This is a genomic window from Candidatus Neomarinimicrobiota bacterium (assembly GCA_021734025.1).
Taxonomy (GTDB): Bacteria; Fidelibacterota; JAANXI01; order JAANXI01; family JAANXI01; genus JAANXI01.
In genome coordinates, this window is record JAIPJS010000003.1 from 38,801 (window position 1) to 63,757 (window position 24,957).

The 24,957-nt window shown below is 50.7% G+C and carries 15 protein-coding genes; 14 read left to right on the forward strand and 1 reads right to left on the reverse strand.

Annotated elements, in window-relative coordinates; all coding sequences use genetic code 11:
* The first annotated feature begins 656 nt into the window (after positions 1–656).
* Both K9N57_04430 and K9N57_04435 read left to right on the forward strand, forming a co-directional pair.
* Entirely contained in the window at positions 657–4,811 is a 4,155-nt protein-coding gene (locus K9N57_04430; GenBank protein ID MCF7803414.1) for a response regulator, read from the forward strand.
* A gap of 489 nt (positions 4,812–5,300) precedes the next feature.
* A complete protein-coding gene (locus tag K9N57_04435; protein MCF7803415.1) occupies positions 5,301–8,180 on the forward strand; it encodes a DEAD/DEAH box helicase family protein in 2,880 nt (959 codons plus the stop codon).
* A 501-nt stretch (positions 8,181–8,681) separates the two neighbouring features.
* Here K9N57_04435 and K9N57_04440 read toward each other — a convergent pair.
* Positions 8,682–8,870 (reverse strand): hypothetical protein, encoded by a 189-nt coding sequence (locus K9N57_04440; GenBank protein MCF7803416.1) that lies wholly within the window; start codon positions 8,868–8,870, stop codon positions 8,682–8,684.
* A gap of 317 nt (positions 8,871–9,187) precedes the next feature.
* Between K9N57_04440 and K9N57_04445 the strand changes: the two genes are divergently transcribed.
* The 12 genes from K9N57_04445 (at position 9,188) to K9N57_04500 (ending at position 24,750) form a co-directional block, all read left to right on the forward strand.
* Complete coding sequence (locus tag K9N57_04445; protein ID MCF7803417.1) at positions 9,188–9,652, forward strand: universal stress protein; 465 nt, start codon at positions 9,188–9,190, stop codon at positions 9,650–9,652.
* A 1-nt stretch (position 9,653) separates the two neighbouring features.
* Positions 9,654–10,784 carry a hypothetical protein gene (locus tag K9N57_04450; GenBank protein ID MCF7803418.1) on the forward strand — a complete coding sequence of 377 codons (1,131 nt, stop codon included), beginning with the start codon at positions 9,654–9,656 and terminating at the stop codon, positions 10,782–10,784.
* A gap of 186 nt (positions 10,785–10,970) precedes the next feature.
* A complete protein-coding gene (gene ispG / locus K9N57_04455; GenBank protein MCF7803419.1) occupies positions 10,971–12,065 on the forward strand; it encodes a flavodoxin-dependent (E)-4-hydroxy-3-methylbut-2-enyl-diphosphate synthase in 1,095 nt (364 codons plus the stop codon).
* The gene (locus K9N57_04460) at positions 12,062–12,514 is read left to right on the forward strand and encodes a hypothetical protein (GenBank protein ID MCF7803420.1); all 453 of its coding nucleotides are present in this window, start codon (positions 12,062–12,064) and stop codon (positions 12,512–12,514) included. Before ispG ends, K9N57_04460 begins: the two co-directional genes overlap by 4 nt.
* Before the next feature lie 99 nt (positions 12,515–12,613).
* The gene (locus tag K9N57_04465) at positions 12,614–14,149 is read left to right on the forward strand and encodes a YifB family Mg chelatase-like AAA ATPase (GenBank protein MCF7803421.1); all 1,536 of its coding nucleotides are present in this window, start codon (positions 12,614–12,616) and stop codon (positions 14,147–14,149) included.
* 363 nt (positions 14,150–14,512) lie between these two features.
* Positions 14,513–14,965 (forward strand): IS200/IS605 family transposase, encoded by a 453-nt coding sequence (gene tnpA, locus K9N57_04470; GenBank protein ID MCF7803422.1) that lies wholly within the window; start codon positions 14,513–14,515, stop codon positions 14,963–14,965.
* Positions 14,966–15,603: 638 nt separating this feature from the next.
* Entirely contained in the window at positions 15,604–15,918 is a 315-nt protein-coding gene (locus K9N57_04475; protein MCF7803423.1) for a hypothetical protein, read from the forward strand.
* Positions 15,919–16,055: 137 nt separating this feature from the next.
* Positions 16,056–16,550, forward strand: coding sequence for a hypothetical protein (locus K9N57_04480; GenBank protein MCF7803424.1), 495 nt, complete (start codon positions 16,056–16,058; stop codon positions 16,548–16,550).
* The gene (locus tag K9N57_04485; GenBank protein MCF7803425.1) at positions 16,529–17,698 is read left to right on the forward strand and encodes a sensor histidine kinase; all 1,170 of its coding nucleotides are present in this window, start codon (positions 16,529–16,531) and stop codon (positions 17,696–17,698) included. The genes K9N57_04480 and K9N57_04485 overlap by 22 nt, the downstream gene beginning before the upstream one ends.
* Entirely contained in the window at positions 17,691–18,341 is a 651-nt protein-coding gene (locus tag K9N57_04490) for a response regulator transcription factor (protein ID MCF7803426.1), read from the forward strand. The genes K9N57_04485 and K9N57_04490 overlap by 8 nt, the downstream gene beginning before the upstream one ends.
* Before the next feature lie 238 nt (positions 18,342–18,579).
* Positions 18,580–20,658, forward strand: coding sequence for an alpha-N-arabinofuranosidase (locus K9N57_04495; protein ID MCF7803427.1), 2,079 nt, complete (start codon positions 18,580–18,582; stop codon positions 20,656–20,658).
* A 636-nt stretch (positions 20,659–21,294) separates the two neighbouring features.
* On the forward strand, positions 21,295–24,750 hold the full coding sequence (locus tag K9N57_04500; protein MCF7803428.1) for a glycoside hydrolase family 3 C-terminal domain-containing protein: 3,456 nt from the start codon (positions 21,295–21,297) through the stop codon (positions 24,748–24,750).
* Positions 24,751–24,957 lie beyond the last annotated feature (207 nt).

The window sequence follows — 24,957 nt, forward strand, 5'->3', positions numbered from 1 at the left end:
ATTTCTTCGTATTGTAACAAGGTTAAACCCTTTACAATATGGATTATAGATGTATTATCTGATAATCTACTTGAAGTCAAATTTTCTGAGCCCACAATAGATATACCAGACGGCAATGAGAACCTGAGCAACACCTCGAGACTTGGAAACCATGACTGCATCGAAGGATCTCCGGAAAAACCTCTACTATTGCTTGAAAGACGACTTCACTATGGTTTTGTCTCTTCAAGTACAGTAACAAATTGAAATATAGTAGGATATAAGGAGAAGTAAAAGTATCACATGAGGAACGCGCTCCGGGAGCCACTTGCTTTAAGGGGGATTTTATACGTACGAAGATATTGGACCGCATAGCTTCGGAATTATCACTTGAAATATCGATTACCGCATTTATGCTAAATCCTGAAGATTAGCATGTTAAATTTAATTGACAATTGACGAGTGGTTGTTGATTTTAAAAGTACATTTGATTGTTAAATTGCCCTGATTATAGACTGAAAATTATCGAATTGCATAGCGTTCAAAATAGGACGTATGCCGCGGAAAATATTTTTTGTTTCGGGAAATTGTGGATTCATTTTTTATCACATCGGTCGATATTAGAATATGGTATATAGGGTAAAGTTATATAAAGGGTCTGAGTTTTTTCTCTGACTATGCGACGGTTGCGTAAAATATCGAATTACCTCTCTGCCTTTCAGGGGTTCCCTGGAATTTGCTTGTTGGTGCTCTTCCTCAGTCTGCATTTAAATTTATTTGCCAAGCAGGAGCTTGGTACCTTTGAACCCCTGACGGTAGAAGACGGGTTGTCCCAAAGTGCCGTTAACGCTATCCTCCAGGATGAAAGAGGATTTATCTGGTTTGGCACCGATGAAGGTTTGAATAAGTACTCCGGGTATGATTTTGAAATATTGAAATCATCCTTCACGGATACTGCCTCTCTGCGAAATAACAAGGTTCTGGCACTTGCGCAAAACACTCCGGGTTACATGTGGATTGGCACCGGAGGCGGTATGGACAGGCTAAATATCCGTACCGGAGCATTTCAAAAATTTCCGGAGCAGTTTCGCGTCGAAGGTAACTTGACGAATAGTTATGTCACGGATTTGTATGCAGAGAATGACAGTCTTCTCTGGATAGCCAGTGCCTGGGGACTAAATAAATTCAATATCGAAGAGAATAAGGTTCTTCAGTACCTGGAATGTGATTATGATACGACACCCGACTCAGTTAATATGGCTAGGATTTGGAACATCTATGACGATGAAAATGGGCTCCTCTTATTGGGAACGGATGGTGGAGTCAGGTTCTTCGACAAGACGAAGGGAGAATACGTTGCTCCCTACAGCGAATTTGCGGATTTCTTCTATGGAATAGAGGATTTGCAGGTGAGCGCGGTCACCGGCACAGGCAACACTGAACTGTGGCTCGGGACGGAAAACGGATTATATCATCTCAATCGTGAAACCGGGGATATCCGGCACTATGTACAGGATCCCAATTCCGAAAACACCTTGTCGAATTCCACAGTATTATCTCTGCTGCAGGATGATGATGGAAATCTGTGGATAGGAACCAACTGGGGACTGAACAGATTTCGGCCGGAAAGTCAGGAATTTAATCAGTTCCATCACGTTCAGGGCAATCGGTACAGTTTGAGCAGCAACGGCATCTCCACCATGTATATGGACAAAAGTGGAATCCTGTGGTTTGGAACCTATCGCAACGGTGTGAATAAATATGTCCCGTCTAAGCAGGTATTTAATAATTATCGGAGTATGACCACCGCATCCGGTGAGACACTGCAGGACAGAGATGTACATGGCCTCCAGGAAAAAAATAGCCAGGAAATATGGCTCGGAACTTACACCGGCATCTATATACTGAATCCGGAAACCAATACACTTAATAAATTTGAGCCGGACCAGTGTGATCTCTCAGAAAATTTTATTCGGGACTTTCTTATCGATAGTCAGGGAATTCTTTGGGTTTCAATTACCGGTCAAAACAGCCCTCAGCTCCTGAGGTATGAAATGAAGTCCGGCGATTGCCGGGTTTTTCAAAACGATCCGGCGGATGCGGAAAGTCTTCCCCGGGCAGGCGTACTCGCAATTTACGAGGACCGGTCCAACACATTGTGGCTCGGCACGGACGGAGCAGGGCTCATCCGGTATGACAAAAAAACCGATCGGTTTATTCAGTACGTGACGCCGGATTATGAGGACACCACGGCAATCGCCGGGAATTATGTGGTAAATATGATGGAGGACCAGCAAAATAATTTTTGGATTGCAACAGACGGCGGTCTCAGTTTGATGGACCGGAAGTCGCAAACTTTTACCACAATACCGACCCGGGATGTACAGCCTGGCGGGCTCAGTCATTATGAAATTACCGATATTTATGAGACGCGCGACAGTGTACTCTGGGTCGGGACATCCAACGGTCTCAACCGTTACGATTCCAAAGCCGATACCTTCAAAATCTTCAATGAAGATGATGGCTTAAAGAGTAGTAATATCTATGGTATAACGGAGGATGAAAATGGCGGGATCTGGATAAGCACTTCACGCGGCCTCGCAAGATTTAGCCCGGACAGTTACTCCTTTGCCGTTTTCAGGCGCTCTGACGGGATTATTGTATCGGATTTTAATCTTGGTTCCTGTATTACCACGGAGTCAGGGGAAGTCTTTTTTGGTGGTCGGAAAGGGCTGGTGAGTTTTAAACCTGGTAAATTAGAGCCATCTCAAATTAAACCGCCTGTCGTCATTTCTGAGTTTCGTCTGTACGAGGAGCCCCATATCATACCGGAGGATCACAGCATTGAGCTCCGACATGATCAACAATTCTTTTCATTCGAATTTGCAGTGCTGGATTATACTCATCCGGAAGAAAACAAATATCAGTACATTCTGGAAGGGCTGGACACACAATGGCGCAGGGCAGGAACGCGGCATGCAGTCGGTTACACCAATGTGAGTCCGGGTGAATACACATTTCGGGTGCGTGGGGCGAATGTCTGGGGACAATGGAATGAGGCAGAACCGGTGCATATTACCATCATTCCGCCGTACTGGCAGAGAGCCTGGTTTCAAATATTAGTCGGACTATTCATTGTTGGAATAATTGTTGGAACAATCCGATATAGGGTTTATCAGGTTAATGCCAGGGAGCGGGAATTAGAGCACCAGGTTAATGAACGTACCCGGCAGATACGGCAAAAGAACAAGGAACTCATCCGTACCCGGCAGGCATTGGCCGAGGAGAAGGAACGGTTGGCTGTAACGCTCCACTCCATCGGTGACGGGGTAATTACCACGGATATCCATGGGGATGTGGTTCTGGTGAATGAGGTAGCCGAAAAACTGACAGGATGGCCCCACGAAGTGGCCATGGGAAAGCCGCTGGAGGAAGTCTTCAGGATTATCCACGAGCGAACCCGGAGACCTCTGCCAAATCCCGTAGAAAAGGTACTGGAAAGCGAATCGATTGTCGAGCTGGCCAACGGTACGGTACTGGTAGCCAAAGATGGTACCGAGCGGATTATCGCCGACAGTGGCGCACCGATCAAAAGCCAGGATGACGAGACCATTGGCGTTGTGCTGGTTTTCCGGGATGTCACCAAGGAGCACCGTCTGGAAGAAGAGATACAGAAGACCGAGAAACTCCGGTCAGTGGGAATCCTTGCCGGCGGAATTGCGCACGATTTTAACAACGTTCTGGCAGTCATTGTGGGGAATTTATCCCTGTCAAAGTTGAAACTTGAGGAGGAGCACCCGGTTAATAACTATGTTTCGATTGCGGAAGAAGCCGCATGGCGGGCCAAGGAGCTCACCCAGCAGTTGCTGACGCTCTCCAAAGGTGGTGAGCCGGTCCGGGAGATCGGCACCATCGAAGAACCGGTATCCCAGGCCGCAGAGATGGCGCTGAGAGGGTCAAACGTCTCGTGTGACATCGATATACCGTCCGACCTGTCCGAAGTAATGATTGATGACAGTCAAATTCATCAGGTGGTCAAAAACCTGGTAATTAACGCGGACCAGGCGATGCCGGACGGCGGGAACATCAGAATTAATGGAGAAAATGTAACCATAAAATTGGATTCAGAAGTTCCGTTGAATCCAGGGGATTACGTCTGCATCCAGGTGCGTGATGCCGGGGAAGGTATCCCGCCGGAAAACCAGGACAAAATTTTCGATCCCTATTTTACCACGAAAGAGGATGGCACCGGTTTGGGACTCTTTGTTGCCTATTCCATCGTAAATAAGCACGACGGCTTACTTACCGTTGATTCACGTCCCGGCGAAGGAGCAACCTTCACGTTTTACCTGCCTGCGGCCGAAAATGTATCCGGGGAGAAGGAACAAATTGACACTGAAGCCTCGGGCGAACAGGACGTGGTGCCCGCTGATAAAAACACAGAAGAAGTAGGGGAACTGAGGATCCTGGCTATGGATGATGAGGACGCGGTGCGTCAGGTGGTCAGGGATATGCTGGAAATCCTGGGCTATAAGGTCATCACCGCCAAAAACGGGGAAGAGGCAGTCACTTCGTATCAGGAAGCGATGGAAAACGAAAACACGTTTGATGCCGTCATACTAGATTTGACGATTCAGGGAGGAATGGGCGGCAAAGAGACAATTGAAAAACTCCAGGAAATCGACCCGGACGTTCGCGCAATTGTATCGAGTGGATATTCCAATAATCCGATTATGGCTAACTACGAAGAATATGGATTTAGGGGTATGGTTCCCAAGCCGTATAAATTAAACGAGATGCAAACGGTGCTTCGGAAGGTTGTACAAAGTTAACGGCAGTATCTGAGTGTTAGGGTGATCAGGTAACGGCGTGTTATGGTGTTACTGTGTTTTCGGGTTATCGTTAATGGCGGTTAGGAGTCTTGAGTCCTTCGTCCGTGTGTCAAACGTTTTAATAGTATCTACTTCAGCGGATAATCGATAGTAGTTGGTTGTTTATAGTTCGTTATGCTCGTTACCCCCTCTCCTTCTTTCATCTTACTAAAAATCCACGTACAGCGAAAAAAATCAGATAAAAATATATATTCGCAAGTCTAGTGATCAACGATCCACAAACAACGGACAACCTACAGTTTTTCCCCTTCTCCCTCCTGCTTTCTCCTTTCCAGGTAACAACCGAGTATGAGTAAGATTAAGAAATACCGTACTCTCTATACCCTTATACCTTTATCCCTCTTTTTCCCGAATTCCCGCTATGAGAAATACACGCAGAATGCTACCTTAAAGGCTGGTAACCACTGACCCGAGGAATAGTCTATATCCATGTTAGATGACAAAATTTTTCAGAAGATTCACCTGGAGACCTTTATATCCCTGGACACCGAAACCACCGGCTTCGATCCGTTGCAGGACGACATCATCGAATTTGCTGCTGTGAAGTACGAAAAAGGGGAACCGGTTGATGAAATCAGCTTTCTTATTCAGCCACGAAAGACGGTGCCGGAAGAGATTACCCGGATTACGGGTATTTCCAACGATATGGTCAAAGATGCGCCGCGATATGAGGATTTCCACAAAGAAATCCGGGACTTCCTTGCCGATTATCCCGTCGTAGCGCATAATATTGATTTTGACATTAATATGCTGGAAGCCCACTATCAGCGATCCGGTAGTGATCCGCCGGAGAATCAGCTGTATGACTCGCTGATCCTGGCCAGAACCTTTGCCTGGTGGCTTGTGGATCACAAATTGAAGACGGTGGCCAGGGCGTTCGGCGTGGAACGTTCCAACGAGCACCGGGCGCTGGCCGACGCGAAGATGGCCGGCGACAGCTTCCTGAAACTCGTCGGTATGATGGTCGCTACGCCGCTGGAGACCATACGCCAGTGCAATCACCTGTTGTCAGACGTGGACGTCCACACAAAGCAACTGTTTGTCGACGTGGCCAACCTCCTGATTTCCCGGAATGAACCTGAGGGTATTGGCGAGCCGCCGCTGAAGCCACCGAAGCGATTCAACATCTATGGGGAAGGCGGCCTGGAGTTCGACGGCATGGGGGAACCGCTGGAATCCATCGATACGTTCGAGCTGACCCGCTATTTTACCAAAGATGGCGCCCTGGGACAGTCCCTGAGCAAATTCGAGGAGCGGGACGCCCAGGCGGCTATGGCGGAAGCTGTGGCGAATTCATTGAACGATGGCACCTTTCTGGTGGCGGAAGCCGGCACCGGAGTCGGCAAGTCCCTGGCGTATACGCTGCCCGGCATCCTCTGGGCGCTGAAAAATAACGATCGCGGCGAGCGGCTGGTCATCAGCAGCAACACCAAGAATCTCCAGGAGCAGCTCTTTTACAAGGATATCCCGTTTATTCACGACAGGCTCGGACTTGAGTTCAAAGCCGTCCTGCTGAAGGGGCGATCCAACTATCTTTGTAAAAACAAGTGGGCGGACTTTTTCAGGAACGTCAGCCGGTTTGCAAAGAGGGAGCGTGTCGGAGCGCTGCCAATTGTGATTTGGGCGTCACAGACCGAAACCGGGGATATTTCCGAAAACAACGGCTTCCATGAGGGGCGCAATGCCAATCTCTGGAACAAGGTTGCCAGTGAGAGTGGGTACTGCACCACCAAGCGGTGCCAGAAATTCAACGGCTGTTTCCTGGGGCCGCTGAAAAAGCATGCAACCAACGCACATTTGGTATTGGTGAATCATTCGCTGCTGTTGGCGGATGCGGCATCCGGGCACATGGCCATTCCCGAGTATCACCATCTGGTGGTGGATGAGGCGCACAACCTGGAGAACAGCGCGTACCGGTATTTTGCGTCGGAGTTCGACATCTGGAAGATACGAAACGCGACAGGAACGCTTTACACCAAGAGTCGGGCGGAGTACGGCATCCTGGCGACGCTCAGGGTGGCTGTGACGCAAATGGACGAGGAGAAGGAGACTGGTGGTCTTGAATCCCAAATCGATGCTTCCATAGAAGGCTTAAGCGCCCTGGAGAAGGCGGCAGATGCGTTCCTTTCTGACTTTCACACCCAGGCCGCCCGTAATCAGCGCCAGTTTACCTACACCGAACGGGTGCGCTATACCAGCGAGTCCAGGCCGTTCGATTCGCTGGGCAAGCAAATCCAGGTAGTAAGGAACAGCTTTAAAGAGGTGATGGGCGTTCTGAAGGAACTCCATCAGCACCTGAAGGATTTCAGCGACGACTATATCACCGATGTGGATCAGATCCGGCAGGATATCCAATACAGTTACGATGAGCTGATAGAGATTGCGCATACCTTCCACGCCATCACCGAGGCCGCGGATCCCGAACAGATCTACTGGTACGAGCTGCCGGTGAGCGAAAAGGGCCAGCCGAAGTTCATTACCACGCCGATTTCCGTTGGGGAGGTGCTGACCATGCACATGTACGACGAACTCCGCACGGCCGTTTTCACCTCGGCAACGTTAAAGGTGGCCGATTCGTTTAAGTATTTTAAGAGTCGCACCGGACTGGATACGTTGGAGGAACGGGAAGTGGTCACCGCGGACTTCGGGAGCCCGTATTATCTTTCGGAGCAGATCATCGGCTGCGTGACATCCTATGTTGAACGCCCGGGATCGGAGGAACACAGCAAGCAGTTAGCCGAGATTGTCAGGAATATCACCGAACGATATCAGCGCGGTACTTTGGTGCTGACGACCTCATACCGGAATATGGATCAGATCTTCAGCGGCATCGAGAGCTACTACCGGGAGATGGAAATCGGGCTCTTGCGGCAAACCAGAAACATCTCCCGCACCGACCTCATCGAGCAGTTCCGGGATGAGCAGTCCTCGGTACTCATCGGCACCGAAAGCTTCTGGGAGGGGGTAGACGTACCCGGGGAAGCGCTCCAGGTGCTGCTCATTGGCAAACTGCCGTTTTCGGTGCCCACCGATCCGGTGGTGGAGGCCAATACGGCGGCTATCGAGGAGGCCGGCGGGAACGGATTTATTGATTATACGCTGCCGGAGGCCATCATCCAATTCCGCCAGGGCTTCGGCCGGCTCATCCGCTCCAGCACCGACTCCGGTGTGGTCATCATCGCCGATCCCCGTGTCGCCACTAAACAGTACGGCCGCTACATTGCCGATTCGCTCCCCATCGACCTGGAAATCTGCCAGACGCAGGATGCACTGTTTGATATGCTGGATAACTGGTTCCGGCGGAATTGAGGGATTTGTAAGCATCTTCACATGGCTTGTTATTAAATTTGTTTAGACGGAGGGGATTGGATTCAGCGGCCGTCCCTGGCGGGATGTTTCAGTTTCTTGGCTCATGAAACCCCGGGATGAATCCCGGGGCTATTCACTTGTCGCCCATGACAGAACTATTCCATGATCACCAGTATAGTCCCGGAGGGACGATTGCATTTAGCCCACCACGATAGTGGTGGGAGAATGATCCACACCGATTATAAGTCCCGTGGGCTCGTTAAATGTTTGCGTAACATTGATAGCGAAAGGCAATTTTTGAAGTTCGAACAGATGCTGTTGCTAAAATAACATTAACTCTTCAGAATCAATTAAAAAAGCCCCGGCTTGCGACGCGCCGGGGCTTTTTGTATATAATTGAAGTTTGGCTTTCTTTAAGTTGAGTTCATAAACAAATTCTTTTTGGCCAGGATTTCCGATCTGTAGTGACATGCCATGGCATGTCACTCATTCCGTGGTTAATCAATCCGCTGGCTGAATCCACGCCAATTCATCTTCCTGTAATTCACGTTTTCTGAACAGGGGATAGCCGCAGGAGCAGTGAAACATCTCCTCATCCCGGAGCCAGGCGTATTCGGTCTCGGCGGTGGACCAGGTGGTGTTGCATATAGGGCATTGAATCCCTTGCTGATCTGTGAGTGTGCTCTCCATAATAACCTCCGTTTCCTGTATTACACTTATATTATCGGCATGTTCCGGGAAAAGCAACAGTAAAGAGTACAAAAAGTGAACAAAAGGCGGGCAGGTGATTTATATCATAGAAATGGTGAAGTGAAAATTGGGTAGACGTTTCAGGCGCAAATCGGTAATATTTATTAGACTTAAAAAAATAGCACGCTGATTAACGCAGAAACTAAAGATAAACACAGATTAAAAACCGGGAATTTATTGATCTGGATAAGGTGAATATCCCTGATGATAATTAGTTAATGGATATCTCAATAAAAACTTAAAGTAAGGAGGAGTAAATGCCTGATATAAAGAACATTCTGTATACCACAGATTTCTCTGAATATTCAAAGTATGCGCTCCCGTATGCCGTCGAAATGGTGGAGAAATTCAATGGAACGCTCCATTGTATGTATGTAGTTGAACCGATTAATGCGCCGGTGGATTTCGGGTGGACCCAGGTGAATTATGCCGAACTGGAGGAGAATCACACCGAGCACGCCAAAAAGAGCCTGGATTCGATTATTGAAGAGGATGTGCCTGCTGGTATTCCAACCAGGTCAGAAGTTCGTCTCGGCCGGAGTTTTAAAGAGATTATAGATTACGCCAGGGAAAACGACATCGACATGATCGTGATGGCTACACATGGCCTGAGCGGACTCAGCCACATCCTGTTCGGCAGTACTACGGAAAAGGTTGTCCGGAAGTCTCCATGTCCAGTGCTGACCATCCGTCACCCGGAACACGAATTCGAAATGCCGTAGTTTGCATAGATCTTATCACCACGCAATCTGGATTATACTCCTCCTCTGTGGAAGTCTGTCGGCCCAGCCCGTACCGCCGATTCCTGGCGACAGCCTGTTACGGGCCGGTATCCATCATATGTACAACTACGATCGACGCCAGGGGAAAGAGCTGTTTCAGCAGGTTACAGAGCGGTACCCGGAACACCCGGCAGGGCCGCTGCTCATCGGGGTGGCGGACTGGATGATCGTCCGCGGCACCCACGGCGTGGAAGCCAGCGAAGAGACGCTCTTGGTGCGGATTGATGAGGCAGCGAAGCTTTGCGAGCCGTATGTGGAAGCGCATCCCGGCGATCCGTATGGCTGGTTGCTCTACGGAATGTCGCTGGGGATCCAGGCGCGGGTCGATCTGGCGCGTAAACACTGGGTGAAGGCGGCAGTTCACGGATATTCCGGAATTCAAAAGGTCAAGAAAGCCGAGGAATTAGCGCCAAACCTCGCGGACACAAAACTCGCGATGGGCGCGTTTCACTACTACGTTGGCATGTCCGGAGCACTCCTCAAAACGGCGGCCCGCATCATCGGGTTGCACGGTACCAGGGAAGAAGGGAAAGCGGAGCTGACGCGGGCAGCCAATCACGGGCGATACGGACATCCTGAAGCCAACAGCATCCTGATGTACATCGATGGCTATCTCGAGGATAATGTTCCCGCAGCGCTGGCGCGGGCCGAGTCGCTGACCGCGGTCTACTCCGGAAGCCCGTACTATTGGGCAATGCGCGGCGATTTCGAGTATGCCGTCGGAGACACAACAGCGGGTAAGGCGTCACTGGACACACTGCAAAAACTCATCCCCGGCTTAGACCGCTTTTACCAGGAGGAATTCGGCAATAAGGTAACCTACCTGCGGGGATTGCAGCTGTTTGCCAGAGATGAGTCTCGGAGCGCTATCGATTGTTTACAGGTTTATCTCAGCAATAATGTAGACGAATACGATTTCCACGGAATTAACGCGAATTTGGTTATTGGGCGGGCGTATCTGCAGCTCGGTGAACGGCACCAGGCAGAACAATATCTTGACAAAGTAACCTCGGAGGATATACCATCACGGATGCGAACAGAGGCCAAAAAAGTTTTACAAACCTTGGAATGAGGGTTACAGTCATTTTTTCTTGTAAATATCAAAAGATGTATAATTCCGCTTGTAGTCCGATGAAATCGGGTTCAAACGGGAGAGCCTCTGGGGTAGTTTTTTTGAACGAGCAAACTGGAAAAAATTCCATTTGATTCCAAATCCCCCCGCGGCTACTTTTCATCAGTGATGAATCAGGATAATTTTATGAGTAACTCTTCCCACAGAAAAGCGACCCGGCAGGTGATGGTTGGCAACGTTCCGGTGGGCGGAACGGCTGCGATTTCCGTGCAGTCCATGACCACGACGAAGACTGAAGATGCCGTAGCAACCATCGATCAAATCCAGCGCCTGGAAGAAGCCGGTTGCCAGATTATCCGCGTGACCGTACCCAGCCAGGAAGCCGCGGCATCTTTGGAAAAAATTAAGCAGGCGTGTAGTATACCGGTAGTTGCCGATATTCACTTTAATCATGTGATGGCGTTGCACGCAGTGGACGCCGGCGCGGACAAGATCCGCATCAATCCCGGGAATATTGGAAACGCCCGACGGGTGGCAGAGATTCTGGCGAAAGTCAAATCAGCTGGGATTCCGATACGCATCGGCGTCAACGCCGGAAGCCTGGAAAAGGATCTGCTGGAGAAATACGGCTATCCCACCGCTGATGCCATGGTAGAGAGCGCCGCCCGGCACATCGATATCTGCCGGGAACACGGATTTGACGATATTATCGTCTCGCTCAAAGCCTCAGACGTCCCATTGATGATCGCGACGTATCGCAAATTTTCCAAGCAGTATGACTATCCATTGCATCTCGGTGTGACGGAGGCGGGGCCATACCGGCAGGGCTCCGTTAAATCTGCCGTAGGCATCGGAACCCTCTTATCCGAAGGTATTGGTGACACCATTCGGGTTTCTCTGGCTGACGATCCGGTGAAGGAAGTGCAGGTGGGTTACCAGATCCTGAAATCGCTGAATCTCTCTACGAAGGGCGCCACGGTGGTGGCGTGTCCCACCTGTGGGCGGTTGGAGGTCGATCTGTTTCCCATGGTGGAGCAGGTGGAATCGTATCTGGAGAAGACCGACAAGACGCTGAAAGTCGCCATCATGGGATGTGCGGTGAACGGCCCCGGCGAAGCGGGCGATGCGGATATTGGCGTCGCCTGCGGGAAGCACGAGGCGTTGTTATTCCGGGCCGGTGAGCCGATCGGGAAGATTCCGGAAGACCAGGTGGTTGAGCGGCTTATTCAGGAAATTGATGCCTGGCCGGAAGAGGAATCACTCAAACCAGAGGTTGCATGATGAAGATTACCGGATCGCTTTTTCTATCGCTGGGAATAGTTTTATTGGGTTTTGTGCCGGTTATGGGACAATCAAAAGCCGCCGGTCAAAAGCCTTCGGCTTCAAACACGGAAGTCGTGTCAACCGGGATGGCTATCTATTGGAAGGCCATGTCGCAGGAAGAGAAGAATACATTCCTCACCGGGTATCTTACCAGCCACTATGAAATTGTAAAAAAGACGGAATCCTCCCGAGCAAGTCATTCCAAAGAAATCCGGGAATTGCGGGAAGAACTCAGAAAAACGATATCATATCTGAAGGTCAGTTCGTACGAAGACCGGCAGGCATTCATACAGTTGATTGACCGGTTTTACCGGCGGAATCTGCACAAGGGCAGCGATTTTGAGGACGCGCTGGCCTACGCCTACCGGATGCTGCCATCGCAGCAACAGTCCTCAGCAGCAGAGTAGTCGTACCGAAGTAAAACGAGTTCGTAGGTAGTGCCTGCGTTGACATCAGTCTTGCAGGATAAGTATTTCCGTTTCAGTTAAAAAAAATTGGAGAATGCAATGTTTGCACAAGTACTCAGCAGTACGGTACTGGGCATCGATGCCTATATCGTTAAGGTCGAGGTACATCTGGAAGATCAGGTGCCGAAATTTTTCATGGTGGGACTGCCGGAAGGGGCGGTGAAGGAGAGCAAGAGCCGGGTCTTTTCGGCTATTAAGAACTCCGGCTATTTTTATAAAGCCAAGCGCACTACCATCAATCTGGCGCCGGCGGATATCCGCAAGGAAGGTAGCGCATTCGATCTTCCCATCGCTATCGGCTTGCTGGCGGGACACGGTCACGTGAAGCATGAGCTGCTGGAAGAGTATATCCTGCTGGGAGAGCTGGCACTGGACGGCAATCTCCGGCCGATTCACGGCGCGCTGCCAATCTCCATTTGCGCCAAGTCCAATGATGTGAGGGGCATTATCCTCCCGGAGAAGAACGCGAAGGAGGCGTCGCTCACCGACGAGCTGGAGATTATCCCGGCGAAGAATCTCCGGGACGTGGTGGACTTCCTGAACGAGGAACACTCCATTCCGCCGTATTCCATAGATATCGAATCCATATTCGAGGAGCAGTCCCAATACCGCATCGACTTCACCGACGTCAAGGGGCAGGAGCACGTGAAGCGCGCTCTGGAGGTTGCCGCTGCCGGAGGACATAATATTATCATGATTGGGCCGCCCGGTTCCGGGAAAACCATGATAGCCAAGCGATTTCCGACGATCCTTCCAAAGATGGCGCTGGAGGAGGCGCTCGCTACAACGAAAATCCACTCCGTCGCCGGTCTGATGCCGGATGGTGAGGGTATTATTGCAACCCGGCCGTTCCGGAGTCCGCATCACACGATTTCCGACGCCGCATTGGTTGGCGGCGGACGAATTCCGCGTCCCGGCGAAGTCAGCCTGGCGCACCACGGTGTGTTATTCCTGGACGAGCTGCCGGAATTTAAAAAGAACGTGCTGGAGGTCATGCGCCAGCCGCTGGAAAATGATACGGTAACCATCTCCCGGGCTATGGTTTCGTTGTCGTATCCGGCCAACTTCATGTTGATCGCTGCGATGAATCCGTGTCCATGCGGCTACGCCACCGACCCGACCAACACATGCAGCTGTTCCGTCCCACAGATTCAGAAATACATGAGCAAGGTGAGCGGGCCGTTGCTGGATCGGATCGATATCCACATCGAGGTGCCGGCGGTGAAGTTTTCCGAACTGAGCAGCGACCGGAAAGGCGAGCCGTCGGAGTCCATCCGGTCGCGGGTGCAGACCGCCCGGGAGCACCAGCTGGAGCGATTCCAAAAGCGGAAGGATATGTTCTGCAACGCGGATATGGAGAGCAAGGACATCCGCAAGTATTGCCAGGTTGGAGAGCAGAGCCGATCGCTGTTGAAAGCGGCAATCAACAAACTCGGCCTCAGTGCCCGGGCGTACGACCGGATTCTGAAGGTCTCCCGCACCATCGCCGACCTGGAGGGTGCCGAAGACATTCGACCGGAGTTCATCAGCGAGGCCATCCAATACCGGAGTCTGGATCGGCAGTTGTGGGCGTAACGACAGTGTTCAGGTATTGGAGTGTTCAAGTGTTCAGGTTCTGGTTTCCTTTATAAGGGAGAAGTATTAAAACGGGAAGTTGGAAACTATACCAACAGCCAATCGTCCGTGCCGGGACTATGGTTTGATTTCGACTCTGCCACCCACCACTGACGTGGTGGGCTGAAGGCACTCGTCCCTCCGGGACTCTTTCAAACAATGACCGCTTACACTGGAAATTAATGGTGTCGCTTTCCGTCCCGGCAGGGACGGACTGCTTTCAGCCTCGGGCGTTAACCCGGGGAACAATGGTCTCATAAACAAGAAAGTCCCGCCAGGGACGACTGATACCCGGTAAAACTTGTCAACAATGGAGAAAATGTTATGGCACATTCGTATGCAGCCCTGTTTATCCATTATATTTTCAGCGCGAAAAACAGACAACACCTCATCACCCCGGACATCGAACCCAGAGTCTGGAAATACCTCGGTGGCATTGCCCGGGATAATGATATGAAATCGCTGGCCGCCGGTGGGACGTCCAATCATATTCACATGCTCGTGGAGCTCCCCCGGACAATGTTTGTGGCGAAAGGCATCCAGCTTATTAAAACCGGATCGTCCAATTGGATTTCGGAGACGTTTAAATCATTGAATGATTTCGAATGGCAAAGAGGGTACGGCGCGTTCACGGTGAGTGTTTCCCGCATTGAACCAACCATCGAATACATTAAAAATCAAAAAGAACACCATCGGCATCGCACGTTCAAAGAAGAATATTTATTGTTTCTGGATAAGCATGGGGTTGATTACGATAAACGGTACGTATTGGATTAATTGGCAGCCGTCCCTGCCGGGACTTGGGGTTGATTGCGACTCTGCACTCTTTTAAACAATGAACACTTGCCCTGGAAATTAATGGTGTCGTTTTCCGTCCCGGCAGGGACGGACTGCTTTTAGCCCCGGGCGTTAGCCCGGGGATTAGTGGATCATAAACCAGAAGTCCCGCCAGGGACGACTGGCACCGGTGATATCTCAGACCATTTCCACTTAAACCGTAAATATCAGGGTATTCTCAGGAGAATCTCAGGGGATCACCCTATAGATCTCTCTCCGTCACTCTAGTATTATTTTACCGACTCAATTGGAACACATTTATATCAGAGGAGAGAAAAAATTGGCGAGCAAATTTTTTTACTCAGCATTTGTTTAAAATATTGTGATGAAGCGTTGCAGAGGTATACGATAATTTAATCGGAATCATCGAAAACGGGGGAAACTAAACTACCTTTACACACAATTATTCTCCCCCAAAGTAACAGACCGTACCCCGCAACGTCTTCCCCTCTTCCCGGGTCTCCCCGCCCGGGAAGTTTTTTTTTGCCTTGAATAAAAGCATCTGAAAAAGAGACAATCTGTCATTACATTAATTTTTCCAATCTATCCTCTATTCTTTGAAAGGAAAGGATCTTTGCATGCAATTCAACGAAAAGGAAGATCACAGCATCACACTCGAGCAGGCCAGGCGATGGACAAAGAACTACAGAGAAACAGCTGGGAAAGATGCACCGCTTGGTGCGTTTTACGGTAAAGAAGCCGTATTGGAATTACTCATACAGGAGGAAGTCGTCGGATTTCGATATTATAACGCAATTAATGATGATGGCGATTCTGTTTTGGTATTAGTAGGCGTGAACAGTGACGGAGACGATGTGTATGAGGGCAACTTAATGGAACTTGGAGTGCCGTGTCCTCCGTACTGTTCCTCAGCCAATCCGTTAAACACGTGATGAGTGGGACCATACCGGTTTACATTTATATCTCTTCACTTTCGGCGTGGATACCTGCTGTTGTAGGTATTATCGCCTGGCGGAAATTATCTGACGATTTAAAAATATTTTTGATTTTGTTTCTAATAGCAGGGACTGTGGAGATCCTGAGCCTTGTACTGGCGAATTTAGGAGTACGCAACCTATTGCTCGGGAACCTGTTTATCATGTTTGAGTTCAGTTTTTTTGTCTATGTCATTTCTATGTGGAAAACAGGACTCCGGCGAAAATTGCTCGTTGGACTAATTCCGGTATTTTTAACGGTGTATGTGGTTTTACAGCTCATGTACTACTCATGGCAGGATATCAATCAACTCGGAAAATTACTCCAATTACTGATACTGATTATTGTAGCACTCTTTTCGCTTTATGAAGATGTTATTTTGTCGCTCCAAAGTGTCGTGCGGAATTACAAAACGTGGATTCTCCTCGGAATGCTCTTATATTTTGGTGGGACAGCATTCAGCTTTTTGCTAGGTGAGGCAATGTTTGCCGGCGAAATGCCACACGGGTGGTTAGTTCACTCAATAATTAATACAATCGCAAACGTAAGCTACGGTGCAAGCTTTCTATGGGCGAGAGTGGAGAATTAAATTGGATCGTACTGTTCGGAGGCACGCTCACAATCCTTTTGTTTATTGTGGCGATTTTGCTCCTCTCCTGGGCCAGTCACCGCCGGCTCCTGAAAGCGGAGGCGTTCACCCGGCAGATAATCGACAGAACATCGGCACTCATTGTTTTGATTAATTCCACCGGCAACATTTCCAGTTTCAATAATGCGTTTGGAAGCCTGTTTAAATCGCAACTGTCGGATAATGACACGCAGAATTTTTTTAAGATTCTTCCCCTGGAGCAATCCAAAATTGACGCGATCCGGGGCGGGAATGAAGTCAACGTTGAAAGTTTTGTGGTAACGGGCGGTGAAGAAAACGTAGGGGACAGAATCTATATCGACTGGATTTTCCGTCCGTTTCAGTTTGAGTTTGGCGATGAACAATTAATTCTGGCCACCGGGATTGATGTGACTCAGCGAACTCAGGCGGAAGAAAAGGTACGGTTACACCAGAAGCGATTAAAACAACTCTCCGCCCAATTGATTCACGCACACGAACAGGAACGGGAACGGATCGCACGGGAATTGCACGATGAATTCGGACAAGCGTTGACCGCAATCCGGGTGAATTTAACCGAAATTGAATACGATATCCGCGAGAAGAAAGAAGAAAGCCTGGCCCACCGGATTCAGGACTCGAAGGCATTGATCGCCTCCAGCATCTCGAATATGCGGGATTTGGCACACGAACTCCGCCCGAGTATTATCGATGACATCGGGCTAGTAGCCGCCGTCCGGTCCTATGGAAATCAATTCGCGAACCGGTTAAATATCGGTTTCGATTTTAGAATAACCGGTCAGGAACGGAAACTGTCCCATGAGGAAGAGATTGTCATTTACCGCATTGTCCAGGAGGCGTGTAATAACATCACAAAGCACGCAGAGGCTGCCAACGTATGGATTCACATAAGCTTTCAAGACTCCAGGGTGGATCTGACAATCCGGGATGATGGCAAAGGGTTCGAACCGTCCCGGATTGAATCGAACGGCGACATCCGGTGCGGCATCGGATTGCTGGGTATGGAGGAGCGCGTCTCGCACATCGGCGGGCAATTTCAGGTGGAATCCCAGGTTGGCAATGGAACAAAAATTCACGTCAGTATACCGGAAGGGGGGGGACATGAGTAAAATCAGAGTGGTACTCGCGGACGACCATACTGTTGTGCGTGAAAGCATCCGTGATCTGCTGAATCGAACAAATAAATTTGAGGTGGTTGGCGAAGCGGCCACCGGATCGGAAACCATTCAACTCGTGCAGGAAGTGGAGCCTGACGTAACCGTAGTAGATATCGGGATGCCTGAGCTAAACGGTATCGAAGCGACAAAACAGCTCCTCCGCCGGGATGAAGATATTAAAATCATTATCCTCTCGATGTATTCCAATGAAGAGTATATCTCGCAGGTCTTTAACTCCGGAGCACAAGGCTATATTCTGAAGGATTCGGCGTCGGAAGAATTAATCGAAGCCATTCAAACCGTTCATACCGGGGGAAACTACATTACATCAAAACTCTCAACTCTCATCGTGAATGAATACATCAAGCCAAAAAAGAAGGCATATGATCCGCTTGATGAACTGACCGAGAGGGAACGCGAGGTCTTGCAACTCATCGGCGAGGGACACACCAACCAACAGATTGCCGAAAAACTGTTTATCAGCGTCAAAACCGTGGAAACCCACCGGACGAACCTCTCTAACAAGCTGGACATCCACAATAAGTCCGAGTTGATTCGATATGCGGTGAAGAGAGGTATCGTCACGATTCAGTAAATCGAATTTGTACTGTTGTTCCCCCAAGTATGCCATGCGGGGAAAACCATCCCGCCTTACTAATTGATTCTCGTCCTCCCCCGGAGTAAATTTACACATCCAACCGTAATTTCCCGATTGTCATGCACAACGGATAACTGACCAATGCCTGACCGGCATTTTTTCTATATCAAGATACACTATTTCCCTAAACCATTCCGTGGAGTCAGCCGCTGAAAGCACCGAAAGGAATTGTACAATGATCCGTTTATCCGTCCCGAAAAAATTGACTATGGTCGTCTTGTGTTTCGTAATCGGCACAGGGATACCGGCACAGGACTCACCGGAAATGACGGCAACTGTCCAGATTTCCGAAACCGGGGAGCCAATCCATCCGTACGTCTACGGTATGTTTACTGAACTACTGGGCAATATCTTCGAACACGGCCTCTGGGCGGAGATGCTGAGCGATCGAAAGTTCTTTTATCCGGTGGATACGACGACAACACTTACCCCGGTGAATACCCGGCGCAACCAGAATCGATGGCGTCCGATTGGCGGGCCAACCATTGTAGAGATGGACAGCACGAATTCCTATGTCGGCGAACATACGCCGATGCTACCGCTCTCCGAAACTCAACCCCGCGGCATACAGCAATCAGGATTAACCCTTGCCAAAGATATGGGATATACCGGCCGGATTGTCCTCGCCGGTGATCCGTCTGCCACGGTGAATGTAAGCCTGGTCTGGGGGCTTAATCCGGAAGAACGGGAAACCGTGACAATTCGTTCGGTGACCGATGACTATTTGAAATATCCGCTCTCATTCACAGCAGGGACTGATACGGAAAACGGCATTCTTGAAGTAACTGCAACTGGAACCGGGAAGTTGTACGTCGGCGCCGTTTCGCTCATGCGGGCGGATAATATCCAGGGCTTTCGATCCGACATCGTCGAACTATTGCGGGAACTCGACTCCGGGATTTACCGCTGGCCCGGCGGGAACATGCTGGCGGGATACAACTGGCGCGACGGCGTCGGCGATATCGATAAGCGCCCGCCACGATACGATTATGCCTGGAATGCGGTTGAGTCCAACGATGTGGGAACTGAGGAGTTCTTGGTGCTCTGTGATCTGCTGGGTATAGATCCGTATCTCGTAGTCAACATTGGATTCGGCGATGAACAGACCGCGGCTGACTGGGTGGAATACGTAAACGGATCTCCGGAATCGCCGATGGGACGCCTCCGCGCGATGAACGGTCATCCGGAGCCGTATGAAGTGAAATGGTGGGGGATCGGTAATGAAATGTACGGAGAGTGGCAATTAGGCCATATGTCCATCGAGCACTACATCCTGAAACACAATTTGTTTGCCGAGGCCATGCTGGATGTTGATCCATCCATCAAACTGATTGGCTGCGGGGCGAATCCGTTCGAGACAAGCACCACTGCCAGACATCACAGAAAGCCCCTGCCGGACAGCCTGCCGTATGAGTTTGGATCGCGGCAGGACTGGTCCGGGAAACTCCTGGATGGCGCATCGCACAACATGGATTTTCTGGCGGAGCACCTCTATCCTGTAACGGACCAGGCATTCGATGCAGACTCACAGAAATTCGTCCCCGTGAATGATCCCGTGGTTGATCAGGTGCGCCGGGTGCCGAACCGGGTGAAGGCGATAGCGGAATCCTGGGAGCATTACGTGGAGGCGATGCCGCAGCTAAAGGAGAGCAGCATCACCTTTGCCGTGGATGAATGGACCGGCGGCGGCTGGGGCAGCGGCTTCGTCAGAACGTTATGTGCTGCAGAAGGATTACACGAAATGTTTCGGCATTCTGATATCATCACCATGGGAGGGTACACCGCCGTAACGTCTAACGTCCGCTGGACGCCCACCGATGCCACCTATACTTCAATCGGACTATTATTCAAACTCTATCGTCACCATTTCGGGACGATACCGGTGCAAATCACCGGAAATTCTCCTCAACATCACGTGAAAGGCACCATTGGCGTCGATCTTCCGGCGGAAACGTCCGGAAGCGATACCTACCCGCTGGATGTGGTCGCAGCGCTCACAGAAAATGGCGACACAGTGACGGTTGCCATAACAAATCCAACAGAATCCGTGCAGGAAATATCCCTGGAATTTGATGGCAGCAGATTACGCAATAATACAAAGCAATACCAAATCGCTGTGCCGGAATTGCAGACACGAAATGTTCCCGGTGAAGAACCGGCCATCATGATCGAGGAGACGGACATCGGTCGTATGCCGGGTACCATCGAGGTTGCGCCATGGAGCATTACGTTGTACGAAATTGGATTACGATAGAAGGGCATATCCTGATTTCAGCCGTCCCTGGCGGGACTATGGGTTGATTTCGGCGCTGGAACCCACCACTGACGTGGTGGGTTGAAGGCAGCCGTCCCTTCGGGACTAAACCGAGGAGTATGGGATTTTCATCCCACAAAAATTGGTGCTTTACGGCCAATCGTCCCTGGTGGGACTTGGGTTTGATTTATGTTCGGCAACCCACTAGCGTGGTGGGCTGAAGGCAGCCGTCCCTTCGGGACTAAACCGAGGAGTATGGGATTTTCATCCCACAAAAATTGGTGCTTTACGGTCAATAGTCCCTGGCGGGACTATGGGTTGATTTCGGCGCTGGAACCCACCACTGACGTGGTGGGTTGAAGGCATTCGTCCCTTCGGGACTCCCTCAAACAATGACCACTTGCACTGGAAATTTATGGTGTCGTTTTCCGTCCCGGCAGGGACGGACTGCTTTCAGCCCCGGGCGTTAGCCCGGGGAATAATGGCACCATTACCAAGGGAGTCCCGCCAGGGACGACTGAATATGCCTGATAATTTTCCCGGGACACCACACATTGAATCTCACCATCCATATTGCCTATATTTACAACAATTATCACCCTTCCAATTTGAATCAAAAATCGCGGGGAGCCCACCATGAATTTCGAATTCCGCTTTTCTTCCGTCTGTCTGCTGGTAACGATTATACTGATTTCACCTGATCTGTGGAGTGCCGATCGCGACACCTATTACGATTACTGGGATCAATCTCAAATCCATGAGACGTGGATCGATATGAACGGCAACGGGACCATGGAACCGTACGAAAATCCGGAATTATCTACGGAAAAGCGAATAACCGATCTGGTATCGCGTATGACGCTGGAGGAAAAAACGGAGCAGCTGCAGAACTCAGCACCGGAAAACCACAGGTTGGGTATCCCGGATTACCAATGGTGGCTGGAGGGACTCCACGGCGTCACCGGCGGGGACTGGAGTATGCCGGGCGTCGGCACGGTGTTTCCCCAGACCATGGGAATAGCAGCTTCATTCAATACTGACCTGGCCAGCGATGTTTATGCCGCTGTCAGCACCGAGGCGCGGGCAAAGTACCATCATGAAGGCAGCCCGGGGCTTAATTTTTATTCGCCGGGAGTGATGGGCGTCATGCGTGATGCCCGCTGGCAGCGGACGGAGGAATCGTTCGGCGAAGATCCGTATCTCATCTCGAAAATCGGGGTGGCTACCTTTCGGGCGTTCCAGGGAGAAGACGAGGATGTCAAATACCGCAAGGCAGAAGCCACGGCCAAGCACTTTGTAGCGAACCGCGGCCCGTTCGGACGGGATCATCCATATACGGATAAGAAGGGGCCCATCTCCGAGCGTCTGCTCCGGGAAATTAGTTTGCTTCCATACGAGGCGGCTATCCAGGAAGGAAACGTTGGCGAGATTATGGCCTCGTACAGCCGGCGTCCCACCGGACTGTCACCAGCAATGGTACCGGCCAGCTTCAGCAAGCCGCTACTGACCGGTGTCCTCCGGGAAGAGCTGGTATTTACAGGACACATTACATCGGATTGCGGTGCAATCGCGGAATCGATGGGACTGTTTAATTCGCCAGAGATGACAAACACGCGTCCCGGTGCCGCCGCAGCCGCGGTCATCGCCGGGATAGACGTGAACTGCGGAAGTATGCTGGGCTCCGGCTTGCTTATCGAAGCCGTGGAACTCGGCTTAATCGAGGAGTCCGTTATCGACGCGACAGTCAGCAGGCTTTTCAGGTCGCGTTATAATCTGGGTCTGTTCGACCCGACGCAGATGAATCCGTATACCGAGATCTCTGCCGATACTATCGGTTCCGAAACGCATACCAGGATTGCACTCCGGGCAGCCAGGGAATCTATGGTATTACTTAAAAATGAAGGTGATTTGCTCCCGTTGAGCGAAGATGTTTCATCAATAGCGGTAATCGGGCCGTCGGCGGATGTGGCAGAGTTCGGCGGATACAGTGGCAGAGCGCCGTATCAGATATCTCCGCTGGAAGGAATACGCAAATTCGCTGGTGATAAAGTTGAAGTAAACGCCGATGCTGCCGGGATGTTACACGGCGTAAGCCAAGCCAGGGAGGCCGCAAGTGGGAGTGAGGTCGCTATCGTTGTTGTCGGTCCGCCGGAAGAAGGAGAGAACGCCACCCGCCCGAATCTTGCTGTCCCCGAATCGCACCTGAAAATATTGCGGGCCGTCCATGAAACGGGCGCTCCCACGATAGCCGTACTGATTAACGGAAGCCCGTTTGCCAGCGACTGGCTGAAGGAGAACGTGCCGGCTATCCTGGAAGCGTGGTATCCCGGCATGGAGGGCGGCACCGCTATCGCCGAAGTCCTGTTTGGTGAGTATAATCCAGGTGGGAAACTACCCATCACCTTTTCCCGTCCGGGGAAGGAACCGCTGTATTATAATCACAAAGGCGAAATCACCTATGACGAATCCACCTATCTCTGGCCGTTCGGATACGGGCTGAGTTACACTGATTTTGCATACAGCAACCTGCAGGTAACTCCCGCAGAGTCCCGTCACGGAGACGTGACGGTGAGTGTGACGGTCGAGAATACCGGCGACCGCTCCGGAGATGCCGTAGTCCAGATGTATCTCAGGGATGTGGAAGCCAGTGTCGACCGACCGGTGAAGGAGTTGAAGGGATTCGACCGCATTTCGTTGGCACCGGGCGAGAGCCAGCAAGTGAAGTTCCAAATTACTCCAAAGATGCTCAGCCTCTACGATCGGGCTCTGAACAGGGTTGTGGAATCGGGTGAATTTGAGGTAATGATCGGAAAATCGTCACAGGATATCGTCCTTGAGAAAACTTTTACCGTCCGGCAAGATTCGGTGATTACGCGAGGCCCGTCACTCGAATATGCGGATCTGCAACTTTCCAAAGAGGAAATTCTGGCTAACGAGCCGCTGTTCGTGGAGGCAACCCTTCAAAACACCGGAGAAATGACCGGATGGGATGAGACCGTTGTGATGCTCGATGGGGAAGATTACGCCTCTGCGATGTTTGGTATCGGTCCGAATCAGGATGAGAAGGTGAGTCTGCAAATACAGCTCTATGAACCGGGAGAGCACAAGATCTCGCTGGGGGGATTACCGGCAAAAACGGTGACGGTCTCTGTGCGGGAACCGGTATTCCGTTTCGACAGCCTGAATGTCACCTCTGATGTGCGATTTGGCGAACCGGTCGATGCGAGCGCGACGATATGGAACATGGGCAGCCGTGAGGGAGATCTCACTGCCAACCTATTTGTCGATGGGATGTTGGCGGAATCAAAAACTTTATCGGTGACACCTGGTTCCGGCGGTGGGAAGTCGACAGTTAGTTTTCGGCATCAGTTCGAGGAACCCGGAACGCATCAGATAGGTATCGGGAATCTCGCCCCGCAACCGCTGTTGGTATGGACGCAATTATCTGAACTCGCCGGTTACAAACCGGTAAAGCCGGCATTCCTGAATTCCAGTGGAAAATTCGGGAATTCCATCTCGGTTGGAAGTGATGAATATATTCAGCTGGTGGATAAAATTGCTGAGATCACCGACGGGGAAAAGTCCTCATTCTTTCCGGAAGATGGCGAATTTACCATCGCATTCTGGTTTAAACCTGACCGGGAACAGTGGGGGCCTGCCACCCTGTTTGACGCCACGCAAAATCCCATTTATTTCTATATTTCCGGAACAGACAGCACTATCGGTTTACACTTTGAGCCTGCTGACGACAGTGACATGGAGATGGAGACCCGGTATCGCTTTCAGCCGGGGCAGTGGTATCACCTTGCAGCGGCCGGTCGCTTCTCAACCATCGAACCGCAGCGTCTGTATATCAATGGGAAGCAGATTGCCGAGCGGCAGGCGAAGGTAGTAAATCACGGCGTAACCGGTCAGCCGATCCTGGGCGCTTCGCGCGAGAATTATGGCTCGCCCAATACCGGATTTGCAGGCAGTTTCGACGAATTGCGGATGTACCGGCGGGCATTGTCAGCAGAGGAAATCCAGCGGATTTTCGAGGAGAATGCGGGAGATGTTGAGGGCCAGGTATTACATGTTTCATTTGATGAGTAAAGAGTAGCAGTCGTCCCTGGCGGGACTCCGGGCGTTTATTGAGTTTTTGCATCCCACCACTTGCGTGGTGGGTTAAAGGCAATCGTCCCTTTGGGACTCTGTTAAACAATGACCACAGGCACAGGATTTTAGTGTTGTTGTTTTCCGTCCCGGCAGGGACGGACTGCTTTCAGCCCCGGACACCAGTCCGGGGAATCATGGTACCAA

Coding starts and splice junctions, on each gene's coding strand:
- K9N57_04430 (MCF7803414.1), top strand. CDS start 657: ATGCGACGGTTGCGTAAAATATCGAATTACCTCTCTGCCTTTCAGGGG.
- tnpA (MCF7803422.1), top strand. CDS start 14,513: ATGGCACATTCGTATGCAGCCCTGTTTATCCATTATATTTTCAGCGCG.
- K9N57_04495 (MCF7803427.1), top strand. CDS start 18,580: ATGATCCGTTTATCCGTCCCGAAAAAATTGACTATGGTCGTCTTGTGT.
- ispG (MCF7803419.1), top strand. CDS start 10,971: ATGAGTAACTCTTCCCACAGAAAAGCGACCCGGCAGGTGATGGTTGGC.
- K9N57_04475 (MCF7803423.1), top strand. CDS start 15,604: ATGCAATTCAACGAAAAGGAAGATCACAGCATCACACTCGAGCAGGCC.
- K9N57_04440 (MCF7803416.1), bottom strand. CDS start 8,870: ATGGAGAGCACACTCACAGATCAGCAAGGGATTCAATGCCCTATATGC.
- K9N57_04490 (MCF7803426.1), top strand. CDS start 17,691: ATGAGTAAAATCAGAGTGGTACTCGCGGACGACCATACTGTTGTGCGT.
- K9N57_04485 (MCF7803425.1), top strand. CDS start 16,529: ATGGGCGAGAGTGGAGAATTAAATTGGATCGTACTGTTCGGAGGCACG.
- K9N57_04465 (MCF7803421.1), top strand. CDS start 12,614: ATGTTTGCACAAGTACTCAGCAGTACGGTACTGGGCATCGATGCCTAT.
- K9N57_04445 (MCF7803417.1), top strand. CDS start 9,188: ATGCCTGATATAAAGAACATTCTGTATACCACAGATTTCTCTGAATAT.
- K9N57_04435 (MCF7803415.1), top strand. CDS start 5,301: ATGTTAGATGACAAAATTTTTCAGAAGATTCACCTGGAGACCTTTATA.
- K9N57_04460 (MCF7803420.1), top strand. CDS start 12,062: ATGATGAAGATTACCGGATCGCTTTTTCTATCGCTGGGAATAGTTTTA.
- K9N57_04500 (MCF7803428.1), top strand. CDS start 21,295: ATGAATTTCGAATTCCGCTTTTCTTCCGTCTGTCTGCTGGTAACGATT.